This window comes from Pseudomonas sp. MWU349, assembly GCF_017947325.1.
In the GTDB taxonomy this organism is placed as follows: domain Bacteria; phylum Pseudomonadota; class Gammaproteobacteria; order Pseudomonadales; family Pseudomonadaceae; genus Aquipseudomonas; species Aquipseudomonas protegens.
In genome coordinates, this window is sequence record NZ_JAFEVP010000001.1 from 889,583 (window position 1) to 904,662 (window position 15,080).

General features: G+C 64.1%; 14 protein-coding genes. 12 read left to right on the top strand and 2 right to left on the bottom strand.

All coding sequences use genetic code 11. From position 1 onward, the window contains the following. Positions 1-184 precede the first annotated feature (184 nt). From KCG88_RS03925 to KCG88_RS03955, 8 genes are all read left to right on the top strand, one after another. A complete protein-coding gene (locus KCG88_RS03925; RefSeq protein WP_210711794.1) occupies positions 185-1,234 on the top strand; it encodes a YCF48-related protein in 1,050 nt (349 codons plus the stop codon). Positions 1,235-1,266: 32 nt separating this feature from the next. After that, a complete protein-coding gene (locus KCG88_RS03930; protein WP_047286966.1) occupies positions 1,267-3,642 on the top strand; it encodes an RND family transporter in 2,376 nt (791 codons plus the stop codon). Positions 3,643-3,841: 199 nt separating this feature from the next. Continuing rightward, on the top strand, positions 3,842-4,135 hold the full coding sequence (locus KCG88_RS03935) for a DUF5629 family protein (protein ID WP_047336965.1): 294 nt from the start codon (positions 3,842-3,844) through the stop codon (positions 4,133-4,135). Beyond that, positions 4,122-5,300 carry a lactonase family protein gene (locus KCG88_RS03940; protein ID WP_210711795.1) on the top strand — a complete coding sequence of 393 codons (1,179 nt, stop codon included), beginning with the start codon at positions 4,122-4,124 and terminating at the stop codon, positions 5,298-5,300. Before KCG88_RS03935 ends, KCG88_RS03940 begins: the two co-directional genes overlap by 14 nt. Before the next feature lie 155 nt (positions 5,301-5,455). Then, positions 5,456-5,635, top strand: a complete 180-nt coding sequence (locus KCG88_RS03945) for a hypothetical protein (RefSeq protein WP_047286962.1) — start codon at positions 5,456-5,458, stop codon at positions 5,633-5,635. 263 nt (positions 5,636-5,898) lie between these two features. Continuing rightward, positions 5,899-6,024, top strand: coding sequence for a hypothetical protein (locus KCG88_RS31085; RefSeq protein ID WP_282598187.1), 126 nt, complete (start codon positions 5,899-5,901; stop codon positions 6,022-6,024). A 112-nt stretch (positions 6,025-6,136) separates the two neighbouring features. Then, the gene (locus KCG88_RS03950; RefSeq protein WP_210711796.1) at positions 6,137-6,316 is read left to right on the top strand and encodes a hypothetical protein; all 180 of its coding nucleotides are present in this window, start codon (positions 6,137-6,139) and stop codon (positions 6,314-6,316) included. Further along, positions 6,313-6,573, top strand: a complete 261-nt coding sequence (locus KCG88_RS03955; protein WP_047286958.1) for a hypothetical protein — start codon at positions 6,313-6,315, stop codon at positions 6,571-6,573. Before KCG88_RS03950 ends, KCG88_RS03955 begins: the two co-directional genes overlap by 4 nt. Positions 6,574-6,633: 60 nt before the next feature. Here KCG88_RS03955 and KCG88_RS03960 read toward each other — a convergent pair whose 3' ends face one another. Together KCG88_RS03960 and KCG88_RS03965 are read right to left on the bottom strand one after the other, a co-directional pair. Further along, on the bottom strand, positions 6,634-9,732 hold the full coding sequence (locus KCG88_RS03960; protein ID WP_210711797.1) for an efflux RND transporter permease subunit: 3,099 nt from the start codon (positions 9,730-9,732) through the stop codon (positions 6,634-6,636). Positions 9,733-9,741: 9 nt separating this feature from the next. Continuing rightward, a complete protein-coding gene (locus KCG88_RS03965) occupies positions 9,742-10,896 on the bottom strand; it encodes an efflux RND transporter periplasmic adaptor subunit (RefSeq protein ID WP_047286953.1) in 1,155 nt (384 codons plus the stop codon). Between the two features lie 202 nt (positions 10,897-11,098). On the opposite strand from KCG88_RS03965, the gene KCG88_RS03970 reads away from it, so the two are divergent. From KCG88_RS03970 to KCG88_RS03985, 4 genes are all read left to right on the top strand, one after another. Further along, a complete protein-coding gene (locus tag KCG88_RS03970; protein ID WP_011061552.1) occupies positions 11,099-11,800 on the top strand; it encodes a response regulator transcription factor in 702 nt (233 codons plus the stop codon). A 4-nt stretch (positions 11,801-11,804) separates the two neighbouring features. Beyond that, positions 11,805-13,109, top strand: a complete 1,305-nt coding sequence (locus tag KCG88_RS03975) for an ATP-binding protein (RefSeq protein ID WP_210711798.1) — start codon at positions 11,805-11,807, stop codon at positions 13,107-13,109. Between the two features lie 190 nt (positions 13,110-13,299). Continuing rightward, positions 13,300-14,076, top strand: coding sequence for a class I SAM-dependent methyltransferase (locus KCG88_RS03980; RefSeq protein WP_210711799.1), 777 nt, complete (start codon positions 13,300-13,302; stop codon positions 14,074-14,076). 187 nt (positions 14,077-14,263) lie between these two features. Next, positions 14,264-15,076: a crotonase/enoyl-CoA hydratase family protein gene (locus KCG88_RS03985; protein WP_015635797.1), complete on the top strand. Its 813-nt coding sequence runs from the start codon at positions 14,264-14,266 to the stop codon at positions 15,074-15,076. The last annotated feature ends 4 nt before the right edge of the window (positions 15,077-15,080 follow it).

A 15,080-nucleotide genomic window follows, 5' to 3' on the forward strand; every position in this document is an offset into this window, starting at 1 on the left:
GTTAACAAAAGATAACGTGGCGTCGATTGTCAGACCTTTCCAAAGCCCGATAGGATAGCCCGCAGCCGAAGGGGCTCTAGATTGCAGGTTTCAGGTCGATCGTCATGATCGCCCAGGCCTGCGCAGCCCCTCAAGGCGCCCTGAGAGGTTGAATGACCTGACAATAATAATGGGGGAATGGTCTATGAGTGAGCCTGTCATGGGTGTGGTTGTTGGCCGCCCGCCGGCGCTGCGCACGTTCGCACTGTTGGCTACAGCGCTCTCGCTGTTGGGTGTCGTGACGCTGTCGACACCGGTCCTGGCCGCTGCCACTGCAGCGGATTCTGTCTATTCCATCGAATCGCCCAAGGCGGCGAAAAGCCTGATGCTCGATGTGGTCCACGCCGGCAGGCGCCTGGTGGCGGTGGGCGATCGCGGGCACATTCTCTATTCCGACGACCAGGGCCAGACCTGGGTCCAGGCCAAGGTGCCGACCCGGCAATTGCTGACGGCGGTGTACTTCGTCGATGACAAGCACGGCTGGGCGGTGGGGCACGATGCCCAGGTCCTGGCCAGCAGCGACGGCGGTGCCACCTGGACCCGGCAGTTCCAGGACCTCAAGCGCGAGGCCCCCTTGCTCGATGTGTGGTTCAAGGACACCCAGACCGGCTACGCGGTGGGCGCCTACGGGGCCCTGCTGGAGACCACCGATGGTGGCCAGCATTGGGAGGACGTCAGTGACCGCCTCGACAACGAGGACCAGTTCCACCTCAACGCCATTGCCCAGGTCAAGGATGCCGGGCTGTTCATTGTCGGTGAACAGGGCAGCATGTTCCGCTCCGCCGATGACGGGCAGACCTGGGAACGTCTCGAAGGCCCCTATGAAGGCTCCTTGTTCGGCGTGATCGGCACCGGCCAGCCGGCCACTCTGCTGGTCTATGGCCTGCGCGGCAATCTCTACCGCTCCACGGATTTCGGCAACACCTGGGAACAGGTGCAGTTGAACGCCGCCCGTGGCGCCCTGGAGTTCGGCCTGTCGGGGGCGACCCTGCTGGACGATGGCTCGCTGGTGATCGTCGGCAACGGCGGCAGCGTGATCCGCAGCACCGACCACGGCCAGACCTTCAGCGTATTCAACCGTGCGGACCGCATCTCGCTGTCGGCGGTCACCGCTGCCGGCAACGGCGACCTGATCCTGGCCGGGCAGGGCGGTGTACGGGTTTCTGCAGCAACGGGCGCTGAACTCGGCCAATAAGCCGGGCACATAATAAGAAGGTGGGGAATTCCATGAGCAGTCATCACCAGGACAAGGCGAACTTTCTTGAGCGCCTGATTTTCAATAACCGCCCGGCAGTGATCTTCATCTGCTTGCTGGTCAGCGCTTTCCTGTTCTGGCAGGCGACCCTGATCCGGCCGTCCACCAGCTTCGAGAAGATGATCCCGCTCAAGCACCCGTTCATCGAGCGGATGATGGAGCACCGCAACGACCTGGCCAACCTGGGCAACACCGTGCGCATCTCGGTGGAGGCCCGCGACGGCGACATCTTCACCAAGGACTACATGGAAACCCTGCGGCAGATCAACGACGAGGTGTTCTACATCTCCGGCGTCGATCGCTCCGGGCTCAAGTCGCTGTGGAGCCCCAGCGTGCGCTGGACCGAAGTGACCGAAGAGGGCTTCGCCGGCGGCGAGGTGATTCCCCAGAGCTACAACGGTTCGGCCGACAGCCTCGAACAGCTGCGCAACAACGTGCTCAAGTCCGGCCAGGTCGGGCGCCTGGTGGCCAACGACTTCAAGTCCAGCATCGTCGATATCCCGCTGCTGGAGTCCTACCCGGACCCGCAGGACCAGGGCAAGCTGCTGGCCCTGGACTACCAGAAATTCTCCCACCAGCTGGAAGAGAAGATCCGCGACAAGTTCGAGGCGCAGAACCCCAATGTGAAGATCCACATCGTCGGCTTCGCCAAGAAGGTCGGCGACCTGATCGACGGCCTGATCATGGTGGTGATGTTCTTCGGCGTGGCCTTCATCATCACCCTGGTGCTGCTGTACTGGTTCACCTGGTGCATCCGCAGCACCATCGCGGTGTTGATCACCACCCTGGTGGCGGTGGTCTGGCAACTGGGCCTGATGCACGCCTTCGGCTTCGGCCTGGACCCGTATTCGATGCTGGTGCCGTTCCTGATCTTCGCCATCGGCATTTCCCACGGGGTGCAGAAAATCAACGGCATCGCCTTGCAGTCCAGTGATGCGGACAACGCCCTGACCGCGGCGCGGCGCACCTTCCGCCAACTGTTCCTGCCGGGGATGATTGCGATCCTCGCCGACGCCGTGGGCTTCATCACCTTGCTGATCATCGACATCGGGGTGATCCGCGAGCTGGCCATCGGTGCCTCCATCGGTGTGGCGGTGATCGTGTTCACCAACCTGATCCTGCTGCCGGTGGCGATTTCCTACGTCGGCATCAGCAAGCGCGCGGTGGAACGCAGCAAGAAGGACGCTTCCCGCGAGCATCCGTTCTGGCGCCTGCTGTCGAATTTTGCCAGCCCGAAGGTTGCGCCGATCTCGGTTGCCCTGGCCCTGGTGGCCTTTGCCGGCGGCCTCTGGTACAGCCAGAACCTGAAGATCGGCGACCTCGATCAGGGCGCCCCGGAGCTGCGTCCCGATTCGCGCTACAACAAGGACAACAACTTCATCATCAGCAACTACTCCACCAGTTCCGACGTGCTGGTGGTGATGGTCAAGACCGCAGCCGAAGGCTGCTCGCGCTATGAGGCCATGGCGCCGATCGACGAGTTGATGTGGAAGATGCAGAACACCGAGGGCGTGCAGTCGGCGATTTCCCTGGTGACCGTCTCCAAGCAGATGATCAAGGGCATGAACGAGGGCAACCTGAAGTGGGAAACCCTGTCGCGCAACCCTGACGTACTGAACAACTCCATTGCCCGGGCCGACGGCCTGTACAACAACAACTGCTCTCTGGCGCCGGTGCTGGTGTTCCTCAACGACCACAAGGCCGCGACCCTGGATCGCGCGGTGCATGCGGTGCAGGAGTTCGCCACGCAGCACAACAAGGACGGCCTGGAGTTCATTCTCGCGGCCGGCAACGCCGGGATCGAGGCCGCCACCAACGAGGTGATCAAGGAATCCGAGCTGACCATCCTGATCCTGGTCTACATCTGCGTGGCCGGCATGTGCATGATCACCTTCCGCTCCTGGGCGGCGACCCTGTGCATTGTCCTGCCACTGGTGCTGACGTCGGTGCTGGGCAACGCGCTGATGGCCTTCATGGGCATCGGGGTCAAGGTGGCGACCCTGCCGGTGGTGGCGCTGGGGGTGGGCATCGGCGTGGACTACGGCATCTATATCTACAGCCGCCTGGAGAGCTTCCTGCGGGCCGGCCTGCCGCTGCAGGAGGCCTACTACCAGACCCTGCGCTCCACCGGCAAGGCGGTGCTGTTCACCGGCCTGTGCCTGGCCATCGGCGTGTGCACCTGGATCTTCTCGGCCATCAAGTTCCAGGCCGACATGGGCCTGATGCTGACCTTCATGCTGCTGTGGAACATGTTCGGCGCCCTATGGCTGCTGCCGGCCCTGGCGCGGTTCCTGATCAAGCCGGAGAAGCTGGCGGGGCAGAAGGGCAATTCGCTGTTCGCCCACTGACCCTGGCGCCTTGCACACCAAGCCGCACCCCCGGGTGCGGCTTTTTCATGCCTGTTCTCCACGGGCATGGGGGGGCGCCTGAAGCACCTCGCATCTCCGGGTAGACTGCAGGGGCAATGGCCTGCGCGGCGCAATGCTGGCCCAACCCGCCAGCGCCAATCAGCTATCATTGCGCCTTTCCATCTGATGATTGATCGCTATGACCGCTGCTACCGACACCTTGCTCACCGCCCTTGAAGCCTGCGACATGCTGGAAATCGACGGCCTGCACGCTTTCGATTTCACCCTCGACGAGCAACGCCTGCTGATCGAGTGCATGGATGGCCGTGCGGCCAAGCGCTGGAGCTTCACCCTGGCCCAGGTCCAGGCCGCGACTTTCGACCAGGACCTGCAGAGCTGGACCCTGGCAGGCGACTCCGGTGAGCACCGCCTGGTGTGCATGAGCGCGTTCAGTGCCCGCGACGAAGAGGAAGGTGAACATGAAGATGCGTAATTTCTGGCCCCTGCTGATGGCCGGCAGTGTCGGTGCCATGGCGGTCCAGGCCGCGCCGGCCACCGAAACCCACGAACTGCTGGTGGGCTCCTATACCCAGGGCCAGAGCCAGGGTCTGTACCGCCTGCAATTCAATGAGCGCACCGGGCAGATCGACCCCAAGCCGCTGCAGGTGGTGAAGAGCTCCAACCCGTCCTGGCTGACCTTGTCCAAGGACCTCAAGTTCGTCTTCGCGGTGAACGAGAACAGCCCGGGGCAGGCCGACCCCATCGGTCGTGTCAGCAGCTACAGCCTGGCGCCGAAAACCCATCAACTGAGCCTGATCAACCAGGTGCAGAGCCAGGGTAACGAGCCCACCCATTCCAGCCTGAGTGCCGACGGCAACTACCTGTTCGTCAGCAACTATTCGGTGGATGTGGATCCGGGCGGCAGCCTGGCGGTGGTGCCGGTCAGCGATGACGGTCATCTGTCGCCGGTGGTGCAGCTCACCAGTCATCCGGCCAGCCGGGTCGACCCCGAGCGCCAGCAGTCGGCCCACGTGCATTCGTCGGTGCCGTCCCCGGACGGCAAGTACCTGTTCGCCAACGACCTGGGCGCGGACAAGATCTTCGTCTATCGCTATGACCCCAAGGCCAATGCGGAACACCCGCTGAGCCCGGCCGACCCGGCCTTCGTCCAATTGCCGCCGGGCAGCGGCCCGCGGCACCTGCTGTTCAGCGCCGATGGCAAGCATGCCTACCTGACCATGGAGATGAGCGCTCAACTGGCGGTGTTCGACTACCAGGACGGCAAGCTGACCCAGCGTCAGATGCTTGACCTGGCGGCCAACGGTTCCAAGGAGAAAAAGGCCGCCGCGGCCTTGCACGCCTCCAAGGACGGCCAGTACCTGTATGTCAGCAACCGGGGCACCGCCAACCAGTTGCTGGTGTTTGCCATCGACCCGGCCAATGGTCAGCTCAAGGAAATCCAGCGGCGTTCGGTGGAGGGGGATCACCCACGGGAGTTCAGCCTCGACCCGAGCAACCGCTATGTGCTGATCGGCAACCAGAAAAGCAACGAGATCGTGGTGATCGAGCGCGACGCCAAGACCGGTTTCCTGGGCAAGACCGTGCAGAAACTGCCGTTCGATTCCCCCAGCGATATCAAATTCCTGGTGCGTCAATAGGCCGCAGGCCCCGGCATCCGGGGCCTGACTCCTTCTATTAACGACGCTGATAATGGCTACTGCCGCAAAGAATTTTTTCCCGCCAACCCTCGGGAGTAAGTTTGCTTCACGGCCCACACGGGCAAGCAAGCCAACTGAATACGAGGGTTACCGCCATGAACTTCAATCTCTTCTCCGTGATCGCAGCCTCCGCCATTTCCGCCACCGTGGCACTGCCTGCCAGCGCCAGCGTGGAAATCAGCCAGAAGAAATCCAGCACCAACACCTACACCCAGAAGTACCTGCAACAAAGCGCCAACTTCTACGCCGCCCTGGATCACAAGGCCCAGCACTGAGCGTTGGCCGACTTCGATCTATTGCAGGAGCTGTCTTGCCAGCGAACAGGGCCCCGAGCCGTGCATCGTTCTCTGGACCGTCTTCGCTGGCAAGCCAGCTCCTACAGAATGGGGTCCCGGCAGTATCTACAGATGTCGTTTCTGAATGACTTGTTTGCGACCCATTCCAAACGCCAGGCAAATTTTGCTTGGTAGTGTCATATAGCCATGTGTTTAAATTTGACGCTGAATTATTGACTCTTTCCCGAGCAAGGATCGATAGCATGGTGATGCGTCTGACCGTGGTTCTGCTGTTGCTCTACTCCACCCCCATCCTGTCCTCTGCCCAGCCTGTCGAAGGCGAGCCGCAGACTTCCCGCGAGCGTCTGACCAGCCTGTTGCAGGACTGAGACGCGCGTTTCAAGCATCAAGAAAATTGATGATGGCTATGGATATAAACGTCTTTTTACTGGCGTTTGATTGATAGATCCTCTGGGCACGAAAACGCCTCAGGAGATCACCATGGCCCGTTCGATCCTCAGTTCCGCCAAGCACGGCGCCTACCTGGCGCTGGGGCTTTATCTGCTTCTGATGCTCTGGGCCAGCCTGGCTGCAGGCCTGCCGAGCGCTGCGGTGATTGATTCCGGCGCGGCAAGCGGCCAGGGCCCGGTACTCCATGCCGAAGCGGGGAGACGGTCATGAAAGGGCGCCGTCTGATGATCACCGCCTTCCTCGCATTCTTCACCAATGGCACCAGCCTGCTGGGGCTGGGCCAGGGGTCGGCCGGAGCATTGGCTCGGGCCATCGAATGCAATCACCAGATCGCCCATCACAGCCAGGCAGCCAAGGCTCCGGCGCTGCTGGCGGGCAATCCACCGGGTAAATCCGCTGCGGCCTTTCCCGGGCCTTTCGCCCTGGATTGCCCACAGGCACGGGCATGCCCGGCCATGGCGGCCTGAGACGGGAAGAGAGGGGCAAGAGAAGAAGGGGCCCCGGAACCGAGGCCCCATGCAGCGATGTCAGTCCTTGGACGAACCGCGTTTCACCAGTTTCATCACCACCACGAAGAACACCGGCACGAAGATCACTGCCAGGGTTGCGGTGATCATGCCGCCGATCACCCCGGTACCGATGGCCTGCTGGCTGGCGGAGCTGGCGCCGGTGGCGATGGCCAGGGGCACCACGCCAAGGATGAACGCCAGCGAGGTCATGACGATGGGGCGCAGGCGCAGGCGTGCAGCCTGCACCGTGGCATCGATCAGGTCATGGCCTTCGTCGTACAGGCTCTTGGCGAACTCGATGATCAGGATCGCGTTCTTCGCCGACAGGCCGATGATGGTGATCAGCCCGACCTTGAAGAATACGTCGTTGGGCATGCCGCGCAGGCTCACCGCCAGCACTGCGCCCAGTACTCCCAGGGGCACCACCAGCAGCACCGAGGTGGGAATCGACCAGCTCTCGTAGAGCGCCGCCAGGCACAGGAACACGATCAGCAGCGACAGGCCCAGCAGCATCGGCGCCTGGCTGCCGGACAGCCGTTCCTGGAGTGACAGGCCGGTCCATTCCAGGCCCAGCCCGGTGGGCAACTGCGCCACCAGCCGTTCGATTTCCTGCATGGCTTCACCGGTACTGTGGCCAGGGGCCGGCTCGCCGGAGACGGCAATGGCCGGGTAGCCGTTGTAGCGGGTCAGTTGCGCCGGGCCCAGGCTCCAACTGGCGCGGACGAAGGCCGACAGCGGCACCATCTTGCCGGCGCTGTTGCGCACGTTCAGGCGCAGCAGGTCTTCGACCTGGCTGCGCTGGTCGCCTTCGGCCTGGATCACCACCCGCTGCATCCGCCCCTGGTTGGGGAAGTCGTTGATGTAGGACGACCCCAGGGCGGTGGATAGCAGGCTGCCGATATCGGCAAAGGACACGCCCAGGGCGTTGGCCTGCTTGCGGTCGACCTCCAGTTGCACCTGCGGCGCTTCGGCCAGGGCACTTTCCCGGACGTTGGCCAGGATCGGGCTCTTTTCCGTGGCCTTGAGCAGCTCGTCCCGGGCCTGCATCAGGGCCGCGTGGCCGACGCCGCCACGGTCCTGCAGGCGGAACTCGAAGCCGCTGGAGGTGCCCAGGCCATCGATCGGCGGCGGCAGCACGGCGTACACCACGGCATCCTTGATCGCGCCGAGGGCGGCGTTGGCACGCTCTGCGATGGACATCGCCGAATCCTCGCTGCCCCGTTGCGACCAGTCCTTGAGCGTGGTGAAGGCCAGCGCGGCGTTCTGCCCGTTACCCGAGAAGCTGAAGCCGAGAATGATGGTGCTGTCGCCGACTCCCGGCTCGCTGGCGTTATGCGCTTCGATCTGCTCCACCACCTTGATCGTGCGGTTCTGGCTGGCGCCCGGCGGCAGCTGGATGTCGGTGATGGTGTAGCCCTGGTCCTCCACTGGCAGGAAGGAGGAGGGCAGGCGGCTGAACAGCAGCGCCATGATCGCCAGCAGCGCCAGGTAGATCAGCAGGTAGCGGCCGGTACGCTTGAGGGCATAGGTCACGCCGCCCTGATAGCTGTCGCTCAGGCGTTCGAAGCGCCGGTTGAACCAGCCGAAGAACCCCGTGCGTTCATGGTGTTCCCCCGCCGCGATGGGCTTGAGCAGGGTGGCGCACAGGGCCGGGGTCAGGGTCAGGGCGAGAAACGCCGAGAACAGGATCGAGGTGGCCATGGACAGCGAGAACTGCTGGTAGATCACCCCCACCGAGCCGGGCATGAAGGCCATGGGGATGAACACCGCCACCAGCACCAGGGTGATGCCGATGATGGCCCCGGTGATCTGCTGCATCGCCTTGCGCGTGGCTTCCTTGGGCGACAGGCCCTCGGTGGCCATGATCCGCTCGACGTTCTCCACCACCACGATGGCATCGTCCACCAGGATGCCGATGGCCAGCACCATGCCGAACATGGTCAGCACGTTGATGGAGAACCCCAGGGCCAGCATGGTGGCGAAGGTGCCCATCAGGGCCACGGGCACCACCAGGGTGGGGATCAGGGTGTAGCGGATGTTCTGCAGGAACAGGAACATCACCAGGAACACCAGCACCATGGCTTCGGCCAGGGTGTAGAGCACCTTGGTGATCGAGACCTTGACGAAGGGCGAGGTGTCGTAGGGAATCTTGTACTCCACGCCGGCCGGGAAATAGCGCGACAGCTCGTCCATCTTGGCGCGGATCAGGGTCGCGGTATTCAGCGCGTTGGCCCCGGGGGACAACTGCACGCCCACCGCGGTGGAGGGCTTGCCGTTCAGGCGGGTGCCGTACTGGTATTCCTGGCTGCCGACTTCCACCCGCGCCACATCGCCGATGCGTACCGTGGAGCCGTCGGGGTTGGCCCGCAGGACGATATCGGCAAACTCTTCAGGGCTGGAAAGCTGGCCCTTGACCAGGATGGTCGCGGTGATTTCCTGGCTGGCGGGGTTGGGCAGGTCGCCGATGCTGCCGGCCGGAACCTGGGCGTTCTGCGCCGCCACCGCGGCGTTGACGTCGTCCGGTGTCAGGTTGAAACCGATCAGCTTCTGCGGGTCGAGCCAGATCCGCATGGCTCGCTCGGCACCGTACAACTGGGCCTTGCCGACGCCATCGAGGCGGCGGATCTCGTTCATCACGTTGCGCGCCAGGTAGTCGGCGAGGGCGACATCGTTCAGGCGGCCGTCACTGGAGGTCAGGGTGATCAGCAAGAGGAAGCCGGCGGAGACTTTCTCCACCTGCAGGCCCTGCTGGGTCACCGCCTGGGGCAGGCGCGGTTCCACCGCCTTGAGGCGGTTCTGCACGTCCACCTGGGCCAGTTCCGGGTTGGTACCCGGCTGGAAGGTGGCGGTGATGGTGGCGCTGCCGAGGCTGCTCTGGGACGAGAAGTACAGCAGGTGGTCGGCACCGTTGAGCTCCTGCTCGATCAGGCTGACCACCGATTCGTCCAGGGTCTGCGCCGAGGCGCCCGGGTAGGCGGCGTAGATCTCGATCTGCGGCGGGGCCACGGTAGGGTATTGCGCCACCGGCAGTTGGGGGATCGCCAGGGCGCCAGCCAACAGGATGAAGAAGGCGACCACCCAGGCGAACACCGGGCGGTCAATAAAGAATTGCGGCATGTGTACTACCTACTGGCCTGGGGTCTGGACGTGCGCAAGGGGGTTGGCGTCGATGTCCACCGGCTCGCCGGGGCGGGCGTGTTGCAGGCCTTCGACAATCACCCGGTCACCGGGCTTGAGGCCTTCGGTGACGATCCAGCGATCGTTCTGCACTCCACCCAGTTGCACCGGGTGCTGCACCACGTGGTTTTGCGCATCCACCAGCAGCACCTGGGCGATGCCGGCGCTGTCGCGCTGGATGGCCCGCTGCGGCACGCTGATGCCTTGGCGGTTGACTGCCTGTTCCAGGCGCACGCGCACGAAACTGCCGGGCAGCAGGTCGAGGTCCGGGTTGGGGAACTCGCTGCGCAGGATGATCTGCCCGGTACTCGGGTCAACGCTGATATCGGCGAACAACAGCTTGCCCGGCAGCGGGTAGAGGCTGCCGTCGTCCTGGATCAGGGTTGCCTTGGCCTGGTCCTTGCCGACCTGCTGCAACTGGCCGGCGCGGAAGGCCCGGCGCAGGTCGTTGAGTTCACGGGTGGACTGGGTCAGGTCGGCGTGGATCGGGTCCAGTTGCTGGATCAGCGCCAGCGGCGTGGTCTCGTTCTGGCCCACCAGCGCGCCTTCGGTGACCAGGGCGCGGCCGACCCGGCCGGAAATCGGCGCGGTGACGGTGGCATAGCCGAGGTTGAGCTTGGCCCGCTGCACCGCGGCCTGGTTGGCGGCGACGTCGGCGCTGGCCTGGCGTGCCGCGGCCCGGGCATTGTCGTATTCCTGGCCGCTGATGGCCTGGTCGGCGACCAGCTTGGAATAGCGCTGCTCCTGCAACTGCGCCTGGAAGGCGTTGGCCTCGGCCTTGCGCAGGCTGGCCTGGGCGCTGTCCAGGTCAGCCTTGAACGGGGCCGGGTCGATGCGGAACAAGACCTCGCCCTGCTTGACGTCGGAGCCTTCGCGGAAGGTCTGTTGCAGTACCACCCCGGCCACCCGGGCGCGGACTTCGGCGATCCGTGGCGCGGCGATGCGCCCGCTCAGTTCGCTGGTAATGGACAGGGCCTGGCTCTGTACGGTTTCGATCCGTACCTTGGCCGGTGGCGGCGTCTGCTCGCCTTCGGTCTTGCCACACGCGCTCAGCGCCGCTGCCAGAACGACCAGGCAGAACGGCGCAACGAGTTTATTCGACATGCTGATACCCCAATAATGACCTCGGCATGCTAAGGGCATGGGTCAAGGCCCGCTGTGAAGCTGTGTAGGTGCTGTGTGAAAAAGTGTGAAGCCTGCGCACCGGCGCGCCCAGGGTTGTATATCCTTGGCCCCTTGCTGGTTTTGCCCGGTGCCTTATAAAGAACGCCGGTATTCTGTATTTCTTCAATAAAGATCGCTCTCCATGCCCAATATTCTTCTTGTCGAAGACGACACCGCGCTGTCCGAACTGATCGCCAGCTACCTGGAACGCAATGGCTATCAGGTCAGCGTGATCAGCCGGGGTGACCAGGTGCGGGAGCGGGCCAAGGCCAGCCCGCCGGACCTGGTGATCCTCGACCTGATGCTGCCGGGCCTGGATGGCCTGCAAGTCTGCCGCCTGTTGCGTGCCGACTCGGCGACCCTGCCGATCCTGATGCTGACCGCGCGGGATGATAGCCATGATCAGGTGCTGGGTCTGGAAATGGGCGCCGACGACTATGTGACAAAACCTTGCGAACCGCGAGTGCTACTGGCTAGGGTCCGTACCCTGTTGCGCCGCAGCAGCCTCAGCGAGCCGCAGAGCGCCAGCGACCAGATCCTCATGGGCAACCTGTGCATCGACCTGTCGGAGCGCACCGTGACCTGGCGCGAGCAGTTGGTGGAGCTGTCCAGCGGCGAGTACAACCTGCTGGTGGTGCTGGCCCGGCACGCCGGTGAAGTGCTGAGCCGCGACCAGATCCTGCAGCGTCTGCGGGGCATCGAGTTCAACGGCACCGATCGTTCGGTGGACGTGGCGATCTCCAAGCTGCGGCGCAAGTTCGACGACCACGCCGGTGAGGCGCGCAAGATCAAGACCGTGTGGGGCAAGGGTTACCTGTTCAGTCGTTCCGAGTGGGAATGCTGATTCCATGCTGCGCATCCTGGTCCGCCTGTACCTGATCACCATCATTGCCTTCAGCGCCGCGATCTACCTGATCCCGGACCTGGTGATCAAGGTTTTCCACGAGCGCTTCCTGGACTACAACCTGGACCAGTCCCGGGGCCTGCAGAGCCTGATCGTCAAGCAGTTCCGTGCCTTGCCGGCGCAGCAGTGGCCGACCCTGGTCAAGGAGATGGACGAGGAATTCCACCCGTTGCAGGTGGCCCTGGTGCGCATCGACGACCCGGATTTCAGCGATTACGAGCGTGAGCGCCTGCAACGCGGCGAGAAAGTGGTGCGCCTGGGCGATTGGGGCTGGCGCACCCTGGCGGTGTCGCCGCTGGATGAGCAACTGGCGGTGAAGCTGGTGGTACCGCCGGACCCGCTGGACGTCAACCTGCTGTACTGGAGCATCAATGTCCTGATCGTCGCCGTGCTGCTGGCCTGCCTGCTGCTCTGGGTGCGCCCGCACTGGCGTGACCTGGAGCGCCTCAAGCGCACCGCCGAACGCTTCGGCAAGGGGCACCTGGGCGAGCGCACCCAACTGCCCGCCAGTTCTAACATCGGCAGCCTGGCCAATGTCTTCGACACCATGGCCGGGGACATCGAAAAACTCCTGAACCAGCAGCGTGACCTGCTCAACGCGGTGTCCCACGAACTGCGCACGCCCCTGACCCGGCTGGATTTCGGCCTGGCCCTGGCGCTCTCCGACGATTTGCCGGCGGCCAGCCGCGAGCGCCTGCAAGGGCTGGTGGCGCACATTCGCGAACTGGATGAACTGGTACTGGAGCTGCTGTCCTACAGCCGCCTGCAGAACCCGGCGTGCCTGCCGGAGCAGATCGAGGTGTCCCTGGACGAGTTCATCGACAGCATCCTGGGCAGTGTCGACGATGAGCTGGAGTCGGACATCGTCATTGACGTCCTGCTGCACGGTGCCCTGGAACGTTTCGCTCTGGACCCGCGGCTGACCGCCCGGGCCTTGCAGAACCTGCTGCGCAATGCCACCCGCTATTGCGAGAAGCGCATCCAGGTGGGAGTGCTGGTCAGCGACGACGGCTGCGAGATCTGGGTCGACGACGACGGTATCGGCATTCCCGACGACGAACGCGAGCGGGTGTTCGAGCCGTTCTACCGCCTGGACCGCAGCCGCGACCGCGCTACCGGCGGCTTCGGCCTGGGCCTGGCCATCAGCCGCCGGGCCCTGGAAGCCCAGGACGGCACCCTGACCGTGGAAGCCTCGCCCCTGGGCGGCGCGCGTTTTCGCCTGAGCCTGCCGCCCCCGCCCAGGGCCTGAATCCGTAGGAGCCGGCTTGCCGGCGAAAGGGCCCCTGAGCCGAGCGCCCCTTCGGATAACGCCTTCGCTGGCAATCCCGCTCCTACAGCCTGCTCCTGCAACGGGGGTGCAACTGACAGGAGTTTCATGCTGTCTGTTGTCGGGCACGGTTTATCCTGTTCGTACTCACCCGCAATGAGGAGGTTCATCCATGAACGATCAGGCGATTCATCATGCTGCGGCCGACGGCTACCAACAGGCCGCCGATACCTATGTGCGGGGCCGGCCGGACTATCCGCCAGCTCTTGAGCCCTGGCTGCGCGAGACGCTGGGCCTGGGGCCGGGCAGGGTGGTGGTGGACCTGGGCGCGGGCACCGGCAAGTTCACCGGCCGCTTGCTGGCCACCGGGGCCCAGGTGATCGCGGTGGAGCCGGTCGAACCAATGCGCGCCAGGCTGGCGGCGGCCCAGCCCGAGGCCCAGGTACTGGAGGGCAGCGCCGAGGCACTGCCGCTCAAGGATGCCTCGGTGGATGTGCTGGTCTGTGCCCAGGCCTTTCACTGGTTTGCCCACCGCGCGGCACTTGAGGAAATCCATCGCGTGCTCAAGCCCGGCGGCAAGCTGGCCCTGGTGTGGAACCTGCGGGATGCCCGGGTGCCCTGGGTGGCGCGCCTGGACGCCATCGTCAATGCCTTGCAGGCCGATACCCCGCGCTATTACACCGGTGCCTGGCGCCAGGCCTTTCCCCACCCGGGTTTCGGGCCCCTGCAGGAACAGCATTTCACCCAGGGCCACAGTGGCACGCCGGAGGACGTGATCTTCAACCGCGTGCGCTCCACCAGCTTCATCGCCGCCTTGCCCCAGGCCGAGCGCGAGGCCGTGGACCGGCAGATCGCCGCCCTGATCGACAGCGAGCCGCAGCTGCGGGGCAAGGCCCAGGTCACCGTGCCTTACACGACCGCCGCCTTTTATTGCACCAGGCAAGACTGAGCTCATCGCCCCCATGTAGGCGCTGGCTTGCCAGCGAAGGCGTTATAAAGGGGCCTCTTCGCCGGCAAGCCGGCGCCTGCAGGGGCGGTGGCCAGTCCCGCTTTTGGCCGATGCGCTGCCTTACGGCCCGCCGCCGGCCCTTGCTATAGTTCGGCCCTCATTTTCTGCCCAGTAAAGGATCACTGCCATGTCCGAATACCAAGCCTTTCGCGTCGAACTCGCTGACAACATCGCCCATGTGCAGATCAACCGCCCGGAAAAGATCAACGCCATGAACGCCGCGTTCTGGAGCGAGATCGTCGAGATCTTCCGCTGGATCGACGACACCGACGCAGTGCGCGTGGTGGTGCTCAGCGGTGCCGGCAAGCATTTCTCTTCGGGCATCGACCTGATGATGCTGGCCGGGGTGGCCAACGAACTGGGCAAGGATGTGGGCCGCAACGCGCGCCTGCTGCGGCGCAAGATCTTCCAGCTGCAAGCCTCGTTCAACGCCGTGGACAACTGCCGCAAGCCGGTGCTGGCGGCGATCCAGGGCTATTGCCTGGGGGGCGCCATCGACCTGATCAGCGCCTGCGACATGCGTTACGCCGCGGACGATGCGCAATTCTCGATCAAGGAAATCGATATCGGCATGGCTGCGGATGTCGGCACACTGCAACGTTTGCCGCGTATCATCGGCGACGGCATTCTGCGCGAGCTGGCCTACACTGGGCGCACCTTCGGTGCCGAGGAAGCACGCAGCATTGGCCTGGTCAACCGCACCTACAGCGATGCCGCCAGCCTGCTGGACGGGGTCATGGGAATTGCCCGGGAGATCGCGGCCAAGTCGCCGATCGCGGTCAGCGGCACCAAGGAAATGCTCAGCTACATGCGTGACCACCGTATTGATGACGGCCTGGAATATGTCGCCACCTGGAACGCTGCCATGTTGCAATCCAACGACTTGCGCGTGGCCATCGCCGCCCACATGAGCAAACAGAAACCCGAATTTCTGGATTGATTGA